Here is a 19,403-nt window from a genome sequence, read left to right as displayed (position 1 = left end):
TGCGGAACGACCCCGCCATCAGGGCCTTCCCGGGCCTCCACACACCGCGACATTAACGTCTACAAGGCTGTAGACGCTAGGGTCGCGGCATGACAACTCCCACTGCTACCGTGACCCCGCGAGGTGCCACGGGAAGCCGCCTGCTGAACAAGGTGCCCGAGGTCACGGCCTGGTTCTGGATCATCAAGATCCTCTGCACGACCGTCGGTGAGAGTTTCGCCGACTACATCAACACCACGCTGGGCTTCGGCCTGACCAACACGATGCTGCTGTTCACCGCGGTGTTCGCGGTCGTGCTGACGGTCCAGTTCCGCACCAAGCGCTACAGCCCGTTCCCGTACTGGCTCACCGTGGTCGTGGTCAGTGTCACCGGCACCCTGTACACCGACATGCTCACCGATCAGCAGCATGTGCCGCTGTGGCTGAGCTCGACGGTGTTCTCGGTGCTGCTGGCCGTCGTCTTCGGGGTGTGGTGGCTGCGCGAGCGGACGCTGTCGATCCACAGCATCACGACCTTCCCGCGGGAGGCGTTCTACTGGCTGACCGTCCTGGTGACGTTCGCGCTGGGCACCGCCACCGGCGACTGGACGCTGGAGCTGACCAACTGGACGCCCGCGCAGTCGGTGTTCCTGCCCCTGGGCCTCATCGCGTCGATCGCGGCGCTGTGGAGGTTCGGTGCCAACCCGGTCCTCGCGTTCTGGCTGGCCTACATCCTCACCCGCCCGCTCGGCGCCAACATCGGTGACTGGCTGGCCTCCCCGAAGGTCGCCACCAGCGCCGGAGAGCCCGTCGGTCTCGGCCTCGGCACCTTCGCCACGAGCCTGATCTTCCTCAGCGCCATCCTGGCGACGGTCGTCTACCTGGCGATCAGCCGCAGTGACGTCGTCGAGACGCACGAGGTGACCCACGAGCGGTCGGTCACCACCAACCTGCGCAAGGAGCGCATCTCCCTGGGAGCCTTCGGTGTTCTCGCCGCCGCGACCGTCGCGCTGATGGTCTGGGCCCACAACCAGCCCCACGTCACCTGCGACCCCACCGGTCAGAGCGAGACGCTGCCCGCCTGCCCGAAGGCGGCCCTGACCGCCGGGCAGACGGCCGCGGCCGTGGCGAAGTACGAGAAGCTCACCCGGACCGCGATCGCCCAGGACCAGGCCGGGACGGCCGCGGCCTCCCATGCCACCGTGCAGAAGATGCGCGACGACTGGGACGCCGACACCACCTCGCTGCAGGCGGTGAACAACACGACCTGGACCGCGCTCGACGACCAGATGGACGCGGTCCTGAAGACGTACGCGATCGACCACGGCAAGATTCAGCCGGCTTCCGCCGCCGAGCAGGAGAAGCAGCTGAACGTCCTGCTGGGCGACTTCCAGAGCCACCGCTTCTGAACGGGCGCTCCTGGCGGCCCGCGGACCGGGCCCGGCGCCGGGAGGTCGTGGTGGCGAGGCATCACGACCCCCTGGCGCCGCGGCACACGGCGTTGACGCGGTGTCAGCTCAAGCGTCGGCAGAGGAGGACGTCGGGGACTCCCCATTCGTTGTTGCGCCAGGTGTCGGCGACGCCTGCCACGTACTCGTCGTCCGCGCACTGGCCCTTGTAGTGGCCGGAGGCCCAGTCGCCGTGGAGGGTGGCCGCGTTGGCGGGGTTGTCGCCGCGGTCGAACCATACGGTGTGGCCGGTGGTGGGGAGGGGGGCGGCGGCCGGGGCGCACAGCAGGGCGGTGGACTGGGCGCTGTGCTCGCTGTAGCCGACGGCGAAGTAGTTGTCCGGGCACTGGAGTTTGTCGTAGCCCGAAGCCCAGTCGCCCTCGGCGGTGTTGTTCCAGCCGGTGACGGTCACATAGTCGCCGCTGGTCCTGGCGGGTTGGCCGGAGTCGGTGCACAGGCCGCGGCCGTCGCCGCGGGCGAGGCCGATGAGGCGCTCGGTGTCGGGGCAGCTGCCCTTGGAGTTGCCGGGGCTCCAGTCGGGTCGGTCGAGCATCCGCTGCGACACGTTCTGGTCGCCGAAGTCGAGGTCGAGCATGTTCCAGCGCGGTGTCCTCGCGACCGGTCCGGTCGTACCGGGGGCGTTGACGAGTTTGTTCCAGTCGGCGGCCCGCCAGTCACCGGGGTCTTCGAGGCCGTGCCGTGTGCCGCCCGCGTCGTAGGACAGCAGGGCCCAGTCCTGGGGCCTGCCGCCGGAGTCGGCCCAGCCGACGAGCGGCCAGACCGAGAAGTCGGTGTCGTGGGCGACGAGGATGTCGGTGAAGTTGGTCCACCAGGTCTGCTCCAGGGGGTCCGTCTCGTCGCGTCCCGCGGCGCCGAACTCGCTGATCCAGACCGGGGCGGTGAAGTGCCGGCCGTCCTGGGTGACGAACAGCGCCTCGTCGTCGACCAGTTGCTTGAGCTGGTCGAGTGGGAACTTCTCGTAGGGCCAGTCGTTGGTGTGGCCGGCCCCGCTGGCGGCGCCGGTGAAGTTGGGGCCGGTGTAGGCGTAGAAGTGCGCGGAGTACACCAGCTTGTTCGAGGCGATCAGGGTGTTGGACAGGGTGCGGACCGGGGTGAGCATCGGACGGCCGTGCGGGAACAGGGTGCCGGGGTCGGCCGGGATACCCTGCCAGTTGATGCCCTCCATGATGATCAGCGCGTCGGGGTCGGCACGCAGGATCTTGTTGCCGGCGTCCTCGAAGGCGGCGTACTCGTCGTGGGCGTCGCCCGATCCCCAGTTGGGGTCGTCCCAGGTGTCGCGGCGGACCTCGTTGCGGAGGTCGGCGCCCACCACGCGCTTGTTGTTCTTGTAGCGGTTCACCAGGAAGACCCAGTCGTCCTCCCACTGCTGGGTGCTCTGGCCGCTGTTCCAGCGTTCGTTGCCGTCCAGGCCGCAGCACCAGCGGTAGGTGGTGGTGTGGTTGTTCAGGACGACCGCGAAGCCGTCGTCGGTGAGCGCCTTGACGACGGCGTCGTAGACCTGCAGCGGGGTGTCGCCCTTGAGCTGCGGGTTGGCCGCGACGGCGGAGTCCGGCACCGCGTTCGTGTCGTGGATCATCGCGTTGGCGAACGGCAGCCGGACGCTGTTGAGGCCCAGGCTGTGGAAGTCGCCGAGGATCTGGCCGAGCGGGGCTCGGTCCAGGCCCAGCGGGATGTTGTGCGACACCTGGCCGGCCTGGTTGTTCGCGGGGTCGCCCGTGTCGCCGCTGCCTTCCCATGTGCCCTGGGCGCCGGACCAGTTGCCCGCTTTGAGCTTGAAGCGGTTCCCGCCGGCGTCCACGATGTACCGTCCGCGGGTGCTCAGCGGTCCCGACCACGAGGCCGCCAGCTGGGCACCCGTCAGCGGGGCGGGCGCCTGGGCCGCGGTGACGGCGGTGCGGGGCGGGGCCGCCGGTGCGCCGGGAGCGCTGCCGACCAGCAGGCCCACCGCGGCCAGGGTGACCAGCAGGGCGCGTAAGCCCACTCTTCGGCCCGGGGCCGCGCCGAAGCTGTCGAAAATCACGGGGTCTTCCCTTCGGTGATCGGTAAGGGGCGGCCTCCTGGAGCTCGTGGAGGCCGGGAACAGTGTCCCCTGTCGACCTGATGGTTCGTCAGATGACAAGTCGGGTCATGCCGGTCGGATCAGTTCGCGTCGCCTGCGCGCGATGTCGTCCGGGTCCCAGCCCGGGTGCGGGACGGAGGCCAGCAGCAGCCGGGTGTACGGGTGTTCCGGTGCGTCGAGCAGCTCGGCCATCGGGCGGTGTTCGACCGGGCGGCCGCGGTGCAGCACCAGGGCCTCGTCGCAGACATAGCGGATCACCGCGAGGTCGTGGCTGACGAAGACCAGGCCGATCCCCGCCTCGCGGCGGATGTCGGTGAGGAGGTTGAGAACCTGGGCCTGGACCGAGACGTCCAGGCCGGAGACCGCCTCGTCGAGGACGAGCACCGCGGGTTCGACCGCCAGCGCGCGGGCGATCGCCACGCGCTGGCGCTGGCCCCCCGAGAGCTGGCGCGGCAGCGCGGCGGCCTCCCGGTCACCGAGGCCGACCTGGGCCAGCAGTTCACGGACCCGGGCCGCGCGGGCGACCCGGTCGTGGTGGCCGTGCAGGCGCAGCACCCCGTCGACGGTCGCACCGACGGCGATCCGGCCGTCGAGGGACAGATACGGGTCCTGGAAGACGATCTGCACCGCCTTGGCCCGCGCCAGCCGCGCCGCCCGGCCGTGGACGGCGGCGGCCAGCGGCGTCCCGAGGACCCGGATGGAGCCGCTGTCCGGGCGTTCCAGGCCGACGAGCATCCGGGCGGTCGTGGACTTCCCCGAGCCGGACTCGCCGACCAGGCCGAGCGCTCCACCGGGCGGCAGGGCGAAGGACACCCCGCTGACGGCGGCGGTCGTGCCGTAGGACTTGCACAGCTCGGTGACTTCCAGCAGCGGTGCCGGCGCGGTGGTCGGCGGTGGTGCCGTCATGGGTGGACCTCCGTGGTGAGCGCGAGCTCCGACGCACGGAAGCAGGCGGCTTGGCGGTCGGGCGTTTCGGGCAGCGGGAGCAGCCGCGGCGCGGCCAGGTCGCAGCGGCCCGGCTCGGCGAAGACGCACCGTGCGGCGAAGGCGCAGCCGGGCGCGGACTCGGCGAGTCCCATGGGCGAGCCCGGGACCGGCCGCAGCCGTTCCAAGGGCCCGGTCAGCGGCGGGGAGGAGCCGAGCAGGCCGATGGTGTAGGGGTGCCGGGGGGCCTTGAAGAGGGCGTCGGCGCGGGCGGATTCGACGATCCGGCCCGCGTACATCACGTACACCCGGTCGCAGGAGGCCGCGGCCAGCTCGATGTCGTGGGTGATGAGCAGCATGCCCAGTCCGCGTTCGCGCTGGAGTCGGCCGAGCAGGGCCAGGATCTCCGCCTGGGTGCTGACGTCGAGTGCGGTGGTCGGCTCGTCGCACAGCAGCAGCCGCGGCTCCCCCGCCAGGGCGCCGGCGATCATCACGCGCTGCAGCATGCCGCCCGACAGCTCGTGCGGGTACTGCCGCAGATGACGCGGCGGATCGGGCAGGCCGACGGCGGCCAGGAGTTCCAGCGCCCGGTCCCGCGCCCGCGGACGCGACCACCCGTGGGAGAGCCGCAGCGGCTCCGTGAGGAAGTCGCCGATCCGCCGGACCGGATTGATGCCCGCCCGGGGGTCCTGGAAGATCATCGACGCGGTGCCGGTGCGCACTTCGCGCAGCCGCGCCGCGTCCGCGCCCACCAGGTCCGTACCGCCGACCAGCACCTGGCCCCGGGTGCGCGCGCCGGGCGGGAGGAGCCCGAGCGCGGAGCGCGCGGTCACCGACTTCCCCGAGCCCGACTCGCCCACAAGGCCCACGACTTCGCCCGCGCAGACGCTCAGGGTGACCGCGTCGAGGACGGGGCGGGCGGCGCCGGGCAGTTCCAGGGTCAGCGCGTCCAGCCGCAGCAAGGCGTCGTCAGCCATCAGGACTCCCTCCCGGCGAGGTGGTCGCCGAGCTGCTCGCCGACCACGTTGAATGCCACGACCACCAGCACCACGGCCAGCGCCGGCAGCACCGCCGACAGCGGGTGCCCTGCCAGCACCGCCCCCTGGCCCTGGTTGATCATCGCGCCCCAGTCGGGTGCGGGCGGTTGCACGCCCAGGCCGAGGAACGACAGCGCGGCCAGGTCCAGCAGCGCGTAGCCGAAGTTGACGGTGGACTGCGCCAGGACGGTCGGCGCGATGTTCGGCAGCAGCCGCCGTACCGCCACGTAGGCCGGGGCGTGGCCCTGCACGAGGTACGCGGCGACGTACGGGCGGTTCCGCTGCTGCGCCGTCAGGCCGCGGACCAGCCGGGCGGTGTACGGCAGGTAGGCGACGGCCATCGCCAGCACCGGTGCGCCCAGGCCCTTGCCGAACAGCGCCACGGCGAGGATCGCCAGCAGCAGCGACGGGAACGCGAAGAGGATGTCCAGCGCCCGGCCGATCACCGCGTCGGCGCGTCCGCCGCGCCAGCCGCTGAAGAGGCCGACGGCGATGCCGAAGGTGCTGGAGAAGGCGACGACCCCGAGCGGGCCGAGCAGGCTGGTCCTGGCGCCTTCCAGCAGCGCGGAGAAGGTGTCGTGACCCCCTTGGTCGGTGCCGAGCCAGTGGGCGGCGCCGGGACCGGCCATGGTGGTGGCGAAGTCGCCGATCGTCGGGTCGTGCGGCGCCAGCCAGGGTGCGAGCAGCGCCACGGCGACGAACAGGAGCAGCAGGGCCAGGCAGATCCGGAACAGCAGGCCGTGGGCGAGGAAGCCGCGCAAGAGACCGCGCAGGAGCCGGTCGGCGCCGGGCCGGCGTTGCAGCGTGGGCGGCGGGGCGGGCGGCGGCGAGGTGGTGACGGTGCTCATCGGGCTTCCCTCCCGGCGGTGACTCTCGGGTCGATCAGCGGATACAGCAGGTCGACCGCGGTGTTGACGACCACGAACACGGCGACGACCAGCAGCACCAGCGCCTGCACCACCTGGAAGTCCAGCTCGTCGACGCACTGCACCAGCAGCGAGCCGATGCCGGACATCCCGAAGGCGGTCTCCACGATGGCGGTGCTGACGAGCATCCCCGAGACCAGCAGCCCGGAGACGGTGACGATCGGTCCGAGCGCGTTGCGGAACACATGGCGGCGCAGCACGCTCCACCGCGGTGTGCCCCGGCTCAACGCCACTTCGACGTGCTCGGAGCCCAGTTCGTCCAGCATCGCGGTGCGGGAGACCCGGGTGACCAGCGACATGAAGGTCACCGACAGCGCGACGGCGGGCAGGGCGACGTGATGGAGCTGGTCGAGGAAGCCGCTGCCGTTGCCGATCGTCGGGAACCAGCCGAGCCGGACCCCGAAGACCGACCGCAGCACGATCGCGGCGGCGAACGACGGCACCGCCGCGCCGACCGTCACCGACAGCAGCACGGCCTTGTCGGTACGGGTGCCGCGCCGCAGCGCACCCAGCGCGCCCGCGCCGATCCCCACCACGGCGATCAGCAGCGTCGAGACGCCGACCAGCAGCAGGGAGGCGGGCAGCCGGGACCAGATCACCCGGCCGACGCTCTCGTGGAACAGGTACGAGCGGCCGAAGTCACCGTGCAGCACCCCCTCCAGCCAGTGCCAGTACCGCAGCGGGAAGGGCTGGTCGAAGCCGTACTGCTTGCGGATCGCGGCCAGTTCGGCCGGGCTCGGGCTGCGTCCGCGCACCAGGAACGACACCGGGTCGCCGGGCGCGAGGTAGAGCGAGGAGAAGACCAGGAAGGAGGTGACCAGCAGTGTGGCCGCCATGGCGAGCAGCCGCCGCAGGGCCGCGACCGCAAGGCTCATCGCCGCGCTCCGATCTCGGCCGCCCAGGGGTAGTACAGGTAGTCGATCGAGGGCCGCACACCGGTGATCCGCTTGCCCAGGAAGACGTTGACCGGGTCGGTGTACAGCGGCAGCCAGGGCAGTTGGTCCAGCGCGATCTGCTGCGCCTTCGCCGCGGCGGTGGCGTGCGCGACCGGGTCGGTCGTGCCGATGGCCCGGTCGACGGCGGCGTCGAACTGCGGGTTCGACCAGTTGCCGTAGTTGCTGAACGCGCCGGTCCGCAGCGAGCCGTACATGTCCATCGGGTCGGTGACGGAGGTGTACCAGAAGGTCAGGAAGAGGTCGATGCCCTTGCGCGCGGCCGGGTCGGTGAACAGGGCGGTGTACTTGTCCGGCGAGATCGTGTCGATCTGCGGGTGGAGACCGATGGCGGTGGCGGCCTGAGCGATGGCCTGGGTGATGATCGTGGTCTGCGAGTCCAGCGGGCTGGTCGCGATGACGACCTTCTGGCCGCTGACCCCCGCCTTGGCGGCGAGCTGCTTGGCCTTCGCCGGGTCGTACGGATAGGCGGCCAGCGACTTGAGCAGACTGTCGACGGTGCCGCGCGGGCTCGCGTTCCAGTTGTTGCGCGTCACCAGGGAGTCCGCGACCTCGCCGACCCCCGCGACGCCCGCCTTGATGATGCCCTTGCGGTCGGTCGCCATCAGCAGCGCACGGCGCACGTCGGCGTTGCCCAGGGGGCCCTTGAGGTTGTTGACGACCTCGTCGGCGACGGTGGTGTTCTGCCCGTAGTAGAGCGTGCCCGCCGAGGAGTTCGCGAGCTGCTGGTACGAGTTCGGCGGGACCATCCAGCCGCCGTCGACCTCGCCGGTCTGGAAGGCGTTGACCCGGGCGCTGGCGTCGGGCAGGAAGACGAACTTCACCTGCTGCGACTTGGCGCGCAGTTTCGGGTCCCAGTAGCCGTCGAAGCGCTTGAGGACGAGCGAACGGCCCGGCGTCCAGGAGGAGAAGGCGAAGGGCCCCGTGCAGTTGACGCCCTTGGACGGGTTGCCGTAGTCCTTCCCGTCCTCGCGGAGCGTGGCGGCGGACTCGACCGTGCCGGGGCTGGCGGCCATGTACTCGTTGAACGTCGAGTCGGGGGTGGACAGATGGACGGTCACCCGCATCGGGCCGGTCCTGTCGACCGACTTCACGTTCCGGTACGGGTAGGCCCAGTAGCTGCCGACCTTCGGGTCCAGATTGCGGCGCAGCGAGGCGACGACGTCGTCGGCGGTGAGCGGGGTGCCGTCGTGGAAGCGGACCCCGCCGCGGATCGTGTAGACCCAGGTGGTCGGGGTGGGGTGGGTGACGGCGGAGGCCAGCCCGGGTGAGGTGGTCAGGTCGGGGTTCCAGCGCAGCAGGCTCTCGCAGACGTTGGCCAGCACGGTGTTCGGCGGGTAGTCGAACGAGTAGGCGTAGTCGATCGAGGTCGGCTCGGCGAACAGGGACCAGGTGAACGAGCTCAGATCACCCGCGCTCGCGGGGGTCCTGTCGGTCAGGTGGTACGCGGCCCCCGTGCCGGCGCCGTGGGAACCACCGGGGTGGGCGGTTCCGCTGCAGGCGGCGAGCGTGAGGGCGGTGAACGCGGAGAGGGCGAGCAGGGTTCTGCGCAGGGGGCGGGTGCCCGTGCGGGTGCTCATGGGATGCCTCCGGTCGGAGCGGACGGGTGCGGGGCGGCATGCGGGGGAGGTACGGGACCGGGAGGGTGGCGCGGCGCGGCCGGTCAGCTCTCGGCGATGTGGACGGGGCGGCCTTCGAGCAGGGTCATCACCACCTTGGTGTCGCCGATCTCCTCGGTCGGCCCCGCGAACGGGTCACGGTCGAGGACGACCAGGTCCGCGTACTTGCCCGGCTCGACGGTGCCGGTCTCGTGGTCCAGGTGGTTCACCCAGGCGCTGCCCGCGGTGTACGCGGTGAACGCCTGCGCGAGGGTGAGTGCCTGCTCGGGGTAGAACGGCCGCGAAGGCTCGCTGTCGGCCGAGGCGTTCGGCGCCTCCAGGGGTACGGTGCGGTTGACGGCGACGTGCATTCCCCACAGCGGGTTGGGGCTGCTCACCGACCAGTCGCTGCCCGCCACCAGCCGGGCCCCGGCGCGGGCCAGGTCGCCGAACGGGTACTGCAGCGCGGCGCGTTCGGCCCCGAGGAAGGGGATGGTCAGTTCGTCCATCTGCGGCTCGTGTGCCGCCCACAGCGCCTGGATGTTGGCCGCGGCGCCGACCGCGGCGAAGCGCTTCAGGTCGTCGGGGTGGACGAGTTGGAGGTGGGCGAGGTGGTGCCGGTTGTCGTTGGCGCCGTTGGCGGCCAGGGCCAGCTCCAGGGCTTCCAGCACCTCGCGGACTGCCCGGTCGCCCAGCGCGTGGAAGTGCAACTGGAAGCCGAGCGCGTCGAGTCGGGCCACCGCCTCACGCAGGACGGCGGGATCGACGAAGCTCAGACCGGAGTTGGCGGTGGCGCAGCCGCAGCTGTCGAGGTACGGGGCGAGCAGGCTCGCGGTGAAGTTCTCGGCGATGCCGTCCTGCATGATCTTGACGGTGGTGGCGTTGAAGCGGCCCACCTGGCCGTACCGGCGCCGCGCCACCAGGTCCGGGATCTGCTCCGTACCGCGGTCGCGGTCCCACCACAGCGCGCCCACCACCCGGGCCTGGAGCGAGCCGTCGCGGGCGGCGTCGACGTACACGGAGTAGTTGTCCGGGTTGCCGGGGAACACGCCGATCATCGCGTCCTGCCAGGCGGTGATGCCGAGCGAGAACAGGTGCCGCTGGGCGGCGAGCAGCCCGGCGCGGGCCTCCTGCGGTGTGGCCACCGGGACCAGGGCGCCGACCAGGTCCATCGCGCCCTCCTGGAGGGTGCCGACCGGTGTGCCGTCCGGCTCGCGCTCGATCCTGCCGTCCGCCGGGTCGGGGGTGTGCCGGTCGACGCCCGCCATGTCCAGCGCGCGGGAGTTGACCCAGGCGCCGTGACCGTCCCGGTTGGTCAGCAGCACCGGCCGGTCGGGGACGACGGTGTCGAGCATCGCCCGGGTCGGGATGCCGTCGGGGAAGACGTCCATCGACCAGCCGCCACCCCTGATCCACGCGGCGTCCGGGTGTGCGGCGGCGTAGTCGGCGACCGCGGCGAGGTAGCCGTCGATGGAGCGTTCCCCCGACAGGTCGCAGCGCGCCATCTGCACGCCGGCCACCACGGGGTGGACATGGGCGTCCTGGAAGCCCGGCGCGAGCAGTCCGCCGTCGAGGTCGACGACCTCGGTGGCGGGGCCGACCAGGGGGCGCAGCTCGGACTCCTCGGCGACGGCGAGAATCCGTCCCGCGCTGACGGCGACGGCCGCCTCGACCGGCGCCTCACTCGTACCGGTGAAGACCTTGCCGCCTCGGTAGAGCGCGTCGGCGCGCTGTTCGTGGTTCGCCATCGGTGATTCCTCCCCGTGTGGTGGTGAGGAGGAGTGAAGTCTTGCGCAACGCTGCTGTCAACAGTGTTGCGCTAGATCCGCTCCCCATCGTTACACTGGCCGCACCATGTCGAAGCCACCCCTGGACAAAGCCGCGGGCCCCACCGCCGAGCCGGGCAGGAAGCCGGCCGCGAACCCCGCGACACGCAGCCGGACCAAGCGTTCCGGCAGTCATCTGACGCCCGAGTCGATCATCGAGGCCAGCCTGCGGATCGCCGCACGCGGCAGCGCCGACGCCTTCACCGTGCGCCGTCTCGGAGAGGAGCTGGGCGCCGACCCGACGGCCGTCTACCGGCACTTCCGCGACAAGGACGAACTGCTGCTGGAGGTCGCCGATCGCACCCTCGGCGAAGTCCTGGACCGGATCCCGCACGGGCTGGCCTGGCAGGACCGTATCCGCGCCCTGGCCGACGGCTCGCTCGCGGTGGCCCGCAAGTACCCGGCCGTGGCCTCGGCCATGGCCAGCAGGACGACCCGGCGGGCCAACGAGTTCCGTGTCGTCGAGCTCATCCTCGGCGCGGTGACCGAGGCCGGCCTCAGCGGCGCGGAGGCGGCGCTGCACTACCGGATGGTGGGCGACTCGCTGCTCGCCCTGGTCGGCCAGCGCGCCGCGTATCTGCTCTTCTCGGCCGAGGCCAGGGCGGCGGACGAGTCGTCCTGGAAGCGGGAGTACCGCCTGGTGGATCCGGAGGCGTTCCCGCACATCACGGCGGTGGCCACGGAGCTGGCCGAGGTGACGCAGGACCAGATCTACGCGGCCAGGGTCGATGCGCTGATCACCGCGATCGAGCGGCGGGTGGAGGAGCTGCGCGGCGGGGCGTGAGGCGGGGTGCGCGGGCCATCGGCCCGGGCCGGGTGTCCGTCAGATAGCGCAACACTGTTGACAACAGCGTTGCGGAAGCACTTCACTCCCGGTCAGCTTCGTTCGATCCCCCGTCCGATCCGCAGAGAGGGATTCTCATGCATCGGGAATCAGCCAGATCGAGCACCACTCCCCCGGCCACCTCCACGACCCGCACCGGCCTGCCCGACCGGCTCGGGCTCGCCTTCTCGCTGCACGGCGAGGCCCGGCGGCGCGGCATGCCCGTCGCCGAGGTCGCGGGCGAACGCGCGGACCGTGTCACCACGGAACTGAACCGCCGTCAACTCCTCGCGGGAGCAGGCGCCGTCACCGCCCTCGGCCTGGCCGGGGCGGCACTCGCCGGCTCCACCCGGGCCGCCGCCGCCCCCGCTCCCTCCAGAAATTCCGGCACCACGGCCCCGCGCGTCGTCATCGTCGGCGCCGGCCTGGCGGGACTGCGCTGCGCACACCAGCTGTGGACCGGCCCGCAGGCCATCGCCTCCACGGTTTACGAGGCCGACACCACCCATGTCGGCGGCCGCTGCTGGTCGTTGCGCGACTTCTTCGCCAGCGGCATGGTCAGCGAGCACGGCGGCTCCTTCATCAGCTCCACGGACACCGCCGTACTCCGCCTCGCCAAGTCCTTCGGCCTCAAAACGGAGTACGCCAACGGGGGCACACTCAACGCGGGCACGTACGCGGGCTGGATCAACGGCGGCCGCTACGACGGCGACCAGCAGCAGAGCGACTGGGTCGCCGAGGCGTACGACGCCTTCGCCGCCTCGTACGCGGCGATGGGCACCCCGCGCTGGAACAGCTCCACAGCCGAGGCGAAGCGGCTCGACCGGCTCTCCTGCCTCGACTACCTCGCGGAGATCGGCCTGCCCTCCGGCTCCGCGCTCGGACAGCTCATCCAGTCGGTCCAGCTCCAGTCGGGCGGCGAACCGGCGCACTCCTCGGCGCTGGGCATGATCGGCTTCCTGGGCAGTTCCTCGACCTTCGACGGCGGCGCCGGCTTCGACGAGAAGTACCACCTCGTGGGCGGCAACGACCAGTTGGTCAGTGGCATGGTCGCCGCACTGCCCTCCGGTACGGTCCGGCAGGGCCACCAACTCGTGGCGGTGGTACGGAACAGCGACGCCAGCTACACCTGCACCTTCACCTGCTCCGGCGGTGCGCCGGTCACCGTCCACGCCGACCACCTGGTGCTCGCGCTGCCGTTCAGCACCCTGCGAGACGTGGACCTGACCCGGTCGGGGCTCTCGGCGCTGAAACTGACCGCGATCCAGCAGCAGGGCATGGGGCAGAACGCGAAGCTGGTCACCCAGCTCACCCGCAAGACGTGGCCCTCCCCCGGCTACAACGGCGTCAGCAACACCGGTCCGACCGGCTACCAGACGTCCTGGGACGGCTCGGTCCAGCTCGGCGCCAAGGGCGCGCCCGCGCTGCTGGTCAACTTCCCCGGCGGCGACACCGCCCGCTCCACCCTGACCGGCGCCGCCCACGGCCCGGCACCGTCCGCGGACGTGGACTGGTTCCTCACCCAGATCGAACACGTCTACCCGGGCACCACCGCGGCCTTCAACGGCCTCGCCTACGAGGACCACTGGTCCGTCGACCCCTGGCACAAGGGCGCCTACCACTACTACCGGCCCGGCCAGTACACGACGATCGCCGGGTACGAGGGCGTCCAGGAGGGCCGGATCCACTTCGCGGGCGAGCACACCGACGTCGACAACGCGACCCTCAACTCGGCGGTCGCCTCCGGTGAGCGGGTGGCGGCGGAGGTGTCCGCGCAGGTCTGAGCGCCACCAGGACCGGGATGGCATGAGGCCCCTGGCCGGCGTCTCCGCCGGCCAGGGGCCTCCTGCCGCACTGCCGCGATGCCGGGCTCAGTTGCTCACTGACCGGATTCCGCTGCCGCCTGACGCGGCATCAGGGCGACGACCGGGAGGCTGAGGGCGGTGACGGCAAGCACGACGACCAGGGTGACCGTCATCGCATGGGCCGTTCCGGAGGATGCGGCCCGGAAGAAGACGGACGTGACCGCGGCCGATCCGATGGCCGAGGCGAGTTGCTGGATCGAGCTGAACGAGCCGCTGGCGCTGCCGGCTTCGTCGGGCTTCGCGTCGCCGAGAGCGACGACGGGGATCGTCGCGAAGCTCAGACCGATGCCGACGCCGATCACGAAGAACGCCGGGGCCAGCGCCCAGAGGCCGATGTTCGTCCCGGAGTGAGCGACCAGGCCAAGCACCCAGCCGCAGCCGATGAGGTCGACGGTGAGGCCGATGAAGACGAGCCGACGGCCGAACCTGGCGACCAGACCGCCCATGGCGGCGAACCCGGCGGCCACCAGCCCCAGGGTGAGCGGCACCAGCCCGAGCGAGGTGTTCCTCGGGCTGACGTGCAGCCCCTCCTGGAGGAACAGCGACAGCACGAAGAGCAGTCCGCTACCGGCCGCGACGGCGACCAGGCACACCAGCAGCCCGGAGGTGAAACCCCGGTTCTTCATGAGCGACGGCGTGACGAGCGGGTGGGCCGCGGTGCGCTGGCGGTGGGCGAAGGCGGCGAAGAACAGGACGCCGGCGGCGAGCGAGCCGACCGGGAGCACACCCCAGCCGTTGGTCGAGCCCTCGATCAGGCCGTACAGCAGCCCCAGCATGGCCGCCCCCAGCAGACCGGAGCCCCACACGTCGACGACGGTGGACCGGTCGCCGTCACCGGTCCCGTCGCCGTCGCCCTCGCCCTCGCCGTCGCCGTCACGCGGCAGGATCCCCTTGGCCATGATCAGCCCGGCCACGCCGAGGACGATGTTGAGGAGGAAGATCGGGCGCCAGGACAGGCCGAACAGGTCGGCGCCGATGAGGAATCCGGCCAGGACCGGGCCGACGACGCTGGAGAGGCCGAGCACCGGGCCGAACAGCCCGAACGCCTTCGCGAGCATGTCGCGGTCGAACATCTTCGTCATGATCGCCATGCCCTGGGGGAGCAGCAGCGCCCCGAACGCTCCCTGCGCGATGCGGGCGGCGATGAGCAGGGCCGGGTCGGGTGAGAATCCGGCGACCGCCGAGGCCGCGGTGAACCCGCCCATGCCGATCAGGAACAGCCTGCGCTGGCCGAACTTGTCGCCCAGCCGTCCCCCGACCACGAGCAGGACGCCCATGGCGAGCATGTACGCAGGACCCAGCCACTTGATCAGACTCTCACCGCCGTGCAGGTCAACGGCGATGGTGGGGGCCGCGATGTTCGTGACCGTCCCATCGATGACATCGAGGGCGTCGGCGACCAGCACCAGCCCCAGGATCACCCACATCCGGCGGTGGGAGCGGTGTGTCGCGACGGTGCCCGGCTCCGTCAAGGTGGTCATGAGGAACGTCCTTCTCCTACCCCGGGGCGCCCCTCGTGGGCGGCCGCTCACCCCCTCCACGAACGCCCAGGGCCCGATCCGACACCGCCGCGAGGAATTTCTTCGAGATCTTCCGACGCCGCCGCTAGCCCAGTTGGTCGCGGCGGCGGGTGAGGTAGGCGATCTCGCCGGTGTTACCCGCCAGCTCGATGGCGCTGTCGTACGCGGCGCGGGACTCCTGGCTCCGGCCCAACCGACGCAGCAGGTCGGCGCGGGTGGCGTGGTAGGCGTGATACCCGGCCAGGGCCCCGGCGAGGCGGTCGACGAGGGCAAGTGCCACCTCGGGTCCGTCGAGTTCGGCGACGGCGATGGCCCGGTTGAGGGCGACGACGGGCGAGGGGTCCAGGCGGACGAGCTGGTCGTAGAGGGCGAGGACCTGTGACCAGTCGGTGTCGCGGATGTCGCGGGCCGAGGTGTGCACGGCATTGACGGCCGCGAGGATCTGGTAGCGGCCCGGGGCCGCCCCGGCGGCGGCAGCGGCGAGGCGTTCGCGCACCAGCCGGTGGCCCTCGGCGATCAGTTCTCCGTCCCAGGCGCCTCGGTCCTGCTCGCCGAGGGCCACCAGTTCGCCGCCGGGCGAGACCCGGGCGGCGCGGCGGGCCTCGGTGAGCAGCATCAGCGCCAGCAGCCCGGCCACCTCACCGTCGCGCGGCAGGAGGGCGCGGAGCAGGCGCGTGAGCCGGATCGCCTCGGTGGTCAGCTCGTGCCGTACGGGATCGGTGTCGGGGCCGCTGGCCAGGTAGCCCTCGTTGAAGACGAGGAAGAGGACGGCGAGCACACCGGAGACCCGAGCCGGGAGATCCTCCGCGGACGGCACGCGATACGGGATGCCCGCCGCTTTGATCTTGCCCTTCGCCCGGGTGATCCGCTGCCCCATGGCACTCTCGGCCACCAGGAACGCCCGGGCGATCTCGGGCACGGTCAGACCGCCGACCATGCGCAGCGTCAGCGCCACGCGGGCCTCGCTCGCCAGCGCCGGGTGGCAGCAGATGAAGATCAGCCGCAGCCGGTCGTCGTCGATGGCGCCCAGGGGCTCCGGCGGGGTGTCGTCGTACACCCTCCCCGCCTCCCTGTGCTTGTCGTCGCGCTTGTTCTCCCGCCGGATCCGGTCGATGGCCTTGCGGGTGGCCGTCGTGGCCAGCCACCCACCGGGGTTGGGGGGCACGCCGTCCGCCGGCCACCGCTCCACGGCGGTCGCGAACGCCTCGGCCGCCGCTTCCTCGGCGATGTCGAGGTCACCGAAGCGCCGGGTCAGAGCGGCGACCATCCGGGCCCACTCCGCACGGTGGGCCCGGACGACCGCCCCGCGCACCTCACTCACATGAATGGCCGTACCTCGACCTTCCGGTTGCACGCCCTCGACCCCTCGTGGGCGAGCCTGAGCGCCACCTCCACGTCGGGCGCCTCGATGATCCAGAACCCGGCGAGGTACTCCTTGGACTCCAGAAACGGCCCGTCGGTGACCATCCCCTCCCCACCCCGGTTGTCGATCACGGTCGCCGCCTCGGGCGCCCCGAGTCCCCCTGCGAAGACCCAGTGGCCCTCGTCCCGCAACCGGTCGTTGAACACATCGATCGCGGCGTCCTCCTCCGGGTCGGCGAGGCTCGGCCCGTCGTGGATCACGGAAAGCAGATACTGCATCTGAGGATCATCTCCTGTGCTGTCAAGCCGGTGTGGCGCGCGGTCAGGGCGTCACACCGTCGCGTACGGCGGGTGCCCGGACCGCTGGGCAGCCCCGGCGTCGGACACGCCCTTGACCCTCTCAGAGCCCGAACAGGGGAAACAGCCCTGAGCCGTGGAAGGCGACGACCCGGCTGACGCCCTCGGTGGTCAGTGTCAGGACGTGCAGTGCGTGGGGGTGGCGGGTGCCGTCGCGGCCGCGGGCGTACACCGCGAAGGCGGGCTGGCCGTTGGCGGAGGTGGGGACCAGCGCGGCCGGTCCGACCACCGGCATCTGTTTGCCGAGGAAGGCGAGGACGGTGTCGCGGCCTTCGAACCACGTCGCGATCGGCGGCATTTCCCACCGGGCGTCCTCGGTCAGTACCGCGACGAGTTGATCGACGTCGGCGGTCTCGAAGGCGGTGACGTACCGGTCGAGCAGGGCCCGCTGCCGTGGCTCGTCGGGTTCGGTCAGATTGTCCTGGCTCAGTGGAACCTGGGAACGGGCGCGCTGGAGCGCGCTGTTGACGGCCGCCGTCGTCATCTCCAGCAGTCCCGCCACCTCCGCGGTACGCCACTGCAGCACGTCGCGGAGAATCAGCACGGCCCGCTGCCGCGGCGGCAGTTGCTGGAAGGCGCCCACCAACGCGAGCCGCATGGACTGGCGTTCCACCACGACCGCCGCCGGATCCGCCGGTGCGGCGGTGAACAGGAAGTCGGGCATCGGCTGGAGCCACGGCACCTCCCGCGCCTGCGGGCCGAGCCGCGCGTCGAGGTCCGTCTGGGGGGCGCCCAGATCCGCGGGCAGCGGCCTGCGTCTGATCTTCTCCAGCGCCTTGAAACACGCCCGGGTCGCGATGCGGTACAGCCATGTACGCAGCGACGACCGTCCCTCGAACCCGCCGTAGGCACGCCAGGCGTCGAGGTAGACGTCCTGCACCACCTCTTCGGCCTCGTCGACCGAACCGAGCATGCGGTAGCAGTAGACGAGCAGCTCACGCCGGAACGGCTCGCTCAGCCTTCCGAAGTCCCCCTCGCCGGCCTCGGCCTCAGTCATGGTGTGCATGATCCGCCGTTTCCGTGGTGGCGGGGCGCGCGACTCGCCCTGTCGGGCCGCATGCGTCGTGCCGCCTCAGCCGAAGCATCCGCTTCCACCCCCGCCTCCGCCGCCGAGTTCACCGGACGGCGATGTCTGCCATGTCGATGGCGACGAACACGATCTGGTCGTCGCCCATGGGGGCGTAGGCCCGTCGCGTGGCGGGGATGACGATGCCGTCGACGTCGCGGTGGTCGGCGGCATGGAGCTGCGACTCGACCGTCCGGCCGACGACGTCGATGGTGAAGTCGTGGCGGCGCAGCAACCCGTCCGGGCCGAAGCAGAACACCTGCGTGCGGGTGTGGCTCTTGATGTGGTCCGGGAAGGTCACCTGCAGCCGCCGCCACTTCTCACCGTCGGCCTCGATCGGGGCGATCTCCTCGCAGACGAAACCCGGCCAGGTGAGCAGGAACGGCACGTGCAGGTACGTCCACAGCGCCTCTCCGGTGAAGTACGCGAGATGCAGGTCGTCCCACGGCGTCTCGAACCGGTGGCCGTCGAACGACCGTTCCGGGTCGTCGCGTACGTCGGCCACCGTGCCGACCGGTCGTTGCAGGACGACCCGGTCCGGCTCGAAGACCGAGCGCCGGTCCTGGCCGACGAAGTCCATGGTCAGCCGCTCCCGCGTGGTGTCCACCTCGAAGCGGACGTCTCTCAGGGCGTCGCCTTGTCCCTTGAGCTGCCAGAAGGCCCCGGTGATGGCGGCGTCGACGGTGATCGTACGGATCCGGTTCCACCGGTCCATGCCGCCGTGCGCGGCGACGGCGCTCGCGAGTAGATCGTTCATTGCTCCTGCTCCTCCGCGGGGGTGTGACCCGGTCAGCCGACGATGACTCCGCCGGTCAGGTCGGCGACGGTGCCGGTCATGCCGGATGCCCGGTCGGAGGCGAGGAACACCGCCGCCTCCGTGAGTTCCGCCAGCGTCGTCGGGCGCTTGCGGTGGCTCATGCCACCCGTCAGCGCGGTGAACTGCTCCTTGGTGATCCCCAGCGCGTCGGCGTGCAGCCCGTACACGACGTCGATGACCGGTGTCTCGACCATGCCGGTCGTCCGCAGGCAGATCGCGCGGACACCATGCTGGGCCCATTCGGCCGACAGCGCGCGGTTGAGCGCTTCCATCGCCGCCCATCCGACGCTCATCCCGCCCACCAGCGGCATCGGCATACGGGCCGGTTCGGGTGTGTGCATCATGATCACCCCCGCCCCCTGGGCGATCATGTGCCGTGCGGCGGATCTCGCGGTGATGAAATGGGCCCGGGCGTACGTGGTGACCGGGCGCAGGAAGTCCTCGACCGGCAGTTCGCTGAACGGTATGCCCTGCAACCCCACGGGCGAGATGCCGACGGCGTTGAACGACACGTCGACGCTGCCCGCACCTGCGACGACCGCGTCCAGGTGCCCGGCCACCGATGTCTCGTCCCCGGCGTCCACCACGGCGGTCTCGACCGCTCCCCCGGCGGCGGAGATCTCCTTCGCGACCGTGTCGACGACATCGAGATGCCGCGCGGTCAGGAACACCCTGGCGCCTTCCCGGGCGAAACCGCGGGCCACCGCGCTCCCGACCGCGCCGCCCGCCCCGTAGACGACGACGTTCTTGTTCTCCAGCAACATGGTCTTCTCTTTCCGGTTGCTCACGCCGTCGAGACGGCGACCCGCTCCGGAGACCACC

The 19,403-nt window shown here is 71.3% G+C and carries 16 protein-coding genes; 3 read left to right on the top strand and 13 right to left on the bottom strand.

Annotated features, from left to right (window positions below; all coding sequences use genetic code 11):
• Nucleotides 1-89 precede the first annotated feature (89 nt).
• A complete protein-coding gene (locus AB0M29_RS18390; RefSeq protein ID WP_365383706.1) occupies nucleotides 90-1,388 on the top strand; it encodes a hypothetical protein in 1,299 nt (432 codons plus the stop codon).
• Between the two features lie 103 nt (nucleotides 1,389-1,491).
• Here AB0M29_RS18390 and AB0M29_RS18385 read toward each other — a convergent pair whose 3' ends face one another.
• The 7 genes from AB0M29_RS18385 to AB0M29_RS18355 form a co-directional block, all read right to left on the bottom strand.
• Nucleotides 1,492-3,468, bottom strand: coding sequence for a cellulase family glycosylhydrolase (locus AB0M29_RS18385; protein WP_365383704.1), 1,977 nt, complete (start codon nucleotides 3,466-3,468; stop codon nucleotides 1,492-1,494).
• Between the two features lie 105 nt (nucleotides 3,469-3,573).
• Nucleotides 3,574-4,413 carry an ATP-binding cassette domain-containing protein gene (locus tag AB0M29_RS18380; RefSeq protein ID WP_365383702.1) on the bottom strand — a complete coding sequence of 280 codons (840 nt, stop codon included), beginning with the start codon at nucleotides 4,411-4,413 and terminating at the stop codon, nucleotides 3,574-3,576.
• Nucleotides 4,410-5,408: an ABC transporter ATP-binding protein gene (locus AB0M29_RS18375; protein WP_365383700.1), complete on the bottom strand. Its 999-nt coding sequence runs from the start codon at nucleotides 5,406-5,408 to the stop codon at nucleotides 4,410-4,412. Before AB0M29_RS18375 ends, AB0M29_RS18380 begins: the two co-directional genes overlap by 4 nt.
• Nucleotides 5,408-6,316, bottom strand: coding sequence for an ABC transporter permease (locus tag AB0M29_RS18370; protein ID WP_365383699.1), 909 nt, complete (start codon nucleotides 6,314-6,316; stop codon nucleotides 5,408-5,410). Before AB0M29_RS18370 ends, AB0M29_RS18375 begins: the two co-directional genes overlap by 1 nt.
• Complete coding sequence (locus tag AB0M29_RS18365; protein WP_365383698.1) at nucleotides 6,313-7,269, bottom strand: ABC transporter permease; 957 nt, start codon at nucleotides 7,267-7,269, stop codon at nucleotides 6,313-6,315. Before AB0M29_RS18365 ends, AB0M29_RS18370 begins: the two co-directional genes overlap by 4 nt.
• Complete coding sequence (locus tag AB0M29_RS18360) at nucleotides 7,266-8,927, bottom strand: ABC transporter substrate-binding protein (RefSeq protein WP_365383696.1); 1,662 nt, start codon at nucleotides 8,925-8,927, stop codon at nucleotides 7,266-7,268. The genes AB0M29_RS18365 and AB0M29_RS18360 overlap by 4 nt, the downstream gene beginning before the upstream one ends.
• An 83-nt stretch (nucleotides 8,928-9,010) precedes the next feature.
• On the bottom strand, nucleotides 9,011-10,693 hold the full coding sequence (locus AB0M29_RS18355; RefSeq protein ID WP_365383694.1) for an amidohydrolase: 1,683 nt from the start codon (nucleotides 10,691-10,693) through the stop codon (nucleotides 9,011-9,013).
• A 106-nt stretch (nucleotides 10,694-10,799) separates the two neighbouring features.
• On the opposite strand from AB0M29_RS18355, the gene AB0M29_RS18350 reads away from it, so the two are divergent.
• Together AB0M29_RS18350 and AB0M29_RS18345 are read left to right on the top strand one after the other, a co-directional pair.
• Nucleotides 10,800-11,555: a helix-turn-helix domain-containing protein gene (locus tag AB0M29_RS18350; RefSeq protein WP_365383692.1), complete on the top strand. Its 756-nt coding sequence runs from the start codon at nucleotides 10,800-10,802 to the stop codon at nucleotides 11,553-11,555.
• Nucleotides 11,556-11,692: 137 nt separating this feature from the next.
• Nucleotides 11,693-13,378, top strand: a complete 1,686-nt coding sequence (locus AB0M29_RS18345) for an NAD(P)/FAD-dependent oxidoreductase (RefSeq protein ID WP_365383690.1) — start codon at nucleotides 11,693-11,695, stop codon at nucleotides 13,376-13,378.
• 95 nt (nucleotides 13,379-13,473) lie between these two features.
• Here AB0M29_RS18345 and AB0M29_RS18340 read toward each other — a convergent pair whose 3' ends face one another.
• The 6 genes from AB0M29_RS18340 to AB0M29_RS18315 form a co-directional block, all read right to left on the bottom strand.
• Nucleotides 13,474-14,940: an MFS transporter gene (locus tag AB0M29_RS18340; protein WP_365383688.1), complete on the bottom strand. Its 1,467-nt coding sequence runs from the start codon at nucleotides 14,938-14,940 to the stop codon at nucleotides 13,474-13,476.
• A 124-nt stretch (nucleotides 14,941-15,064) separates the two neighbouring features.
• The gene (locus AB0M29_RS18335) at nucleotides 15,065-16,246 is read right to left on the bottom strand and encodes a DUF6596 domain-containing protein (protein ID WP_365383848.1); all 1,182 of its coding nucleotides are present in this window, start codon (nucleotides 16,244-16,246) and stop codon (nucleotides 15,065-15,067) included.
• Between the two features lie 50 nt (nucleotides 16,247-16,296).
• Nucleotides 16,297-16,620, bottom strand: a complete 324-nt coding sequence (locus tag AB0M29_RS18330) for a YciI family protein (RefSeq protein ID WP_365383686.1) — start codon at nucleotides 16,618-16,620, stop codon at nucleotides 16,297-16,299.
• A gap of 121 nt (nucleotides 16,621-16,741) precedes the next feature.
• On the bottom strand, nucleotides 16,742-17,704 hold the full coding sequence (locus AB0M29_RS18325; RefSeq protein WP_365383684.1) for a sigma-70 family RNA polymerase sigma factor: 963 nt from the start codon (nucleotides 17,702-17,704) through the stop codon (nucleotides 16,742-16,744).
• Between the two features lie 109 nt (nucleotides 17,705-17,813).
• Nucleotides 17,814-18,521: a hypothetical protein gene (locus tag AB0M29_RS18320; RefSeq protein ID WP_365383683.1), complete on the bottom strand. Its 708-nt coding sequence runs from the start codon at nucleotides 18,519-18,521 to the stop codon at nucleotides 17,814-17,816.
• A gap of 32 nt (nucleotides 18,522-18,553) precedes the next feature.
• Complete coding sequence (locus tag AB0M29_RS18315) at nucleotides 18,554-19,345, bottom strand: SDR family oxidoreductase (RefSeq protein ID WP_365383682.1); 792 nt, start codon at nucleotides 19,343-19,345, stop codon at nucleotides 18,554-18,556.
• Nucleotides 19,346-19,403 lie beyond the last annotated feature (58 nt).

The sequence above is a fragment of the Streptomyces sp. NPDC051976 genome, assembly GCF_040680795.1.
Classification (GTDB): Bacteria; Actinomycetota; Actinomycetes; order Streptomycetales; family Streptomycetaceae; genus Actinacidiphila.
The sequence above is the reverse complement of the archived record's forward strand: the minus strand, read 5'-3'. Positions and strand labels throughout refer to the sequence as shown.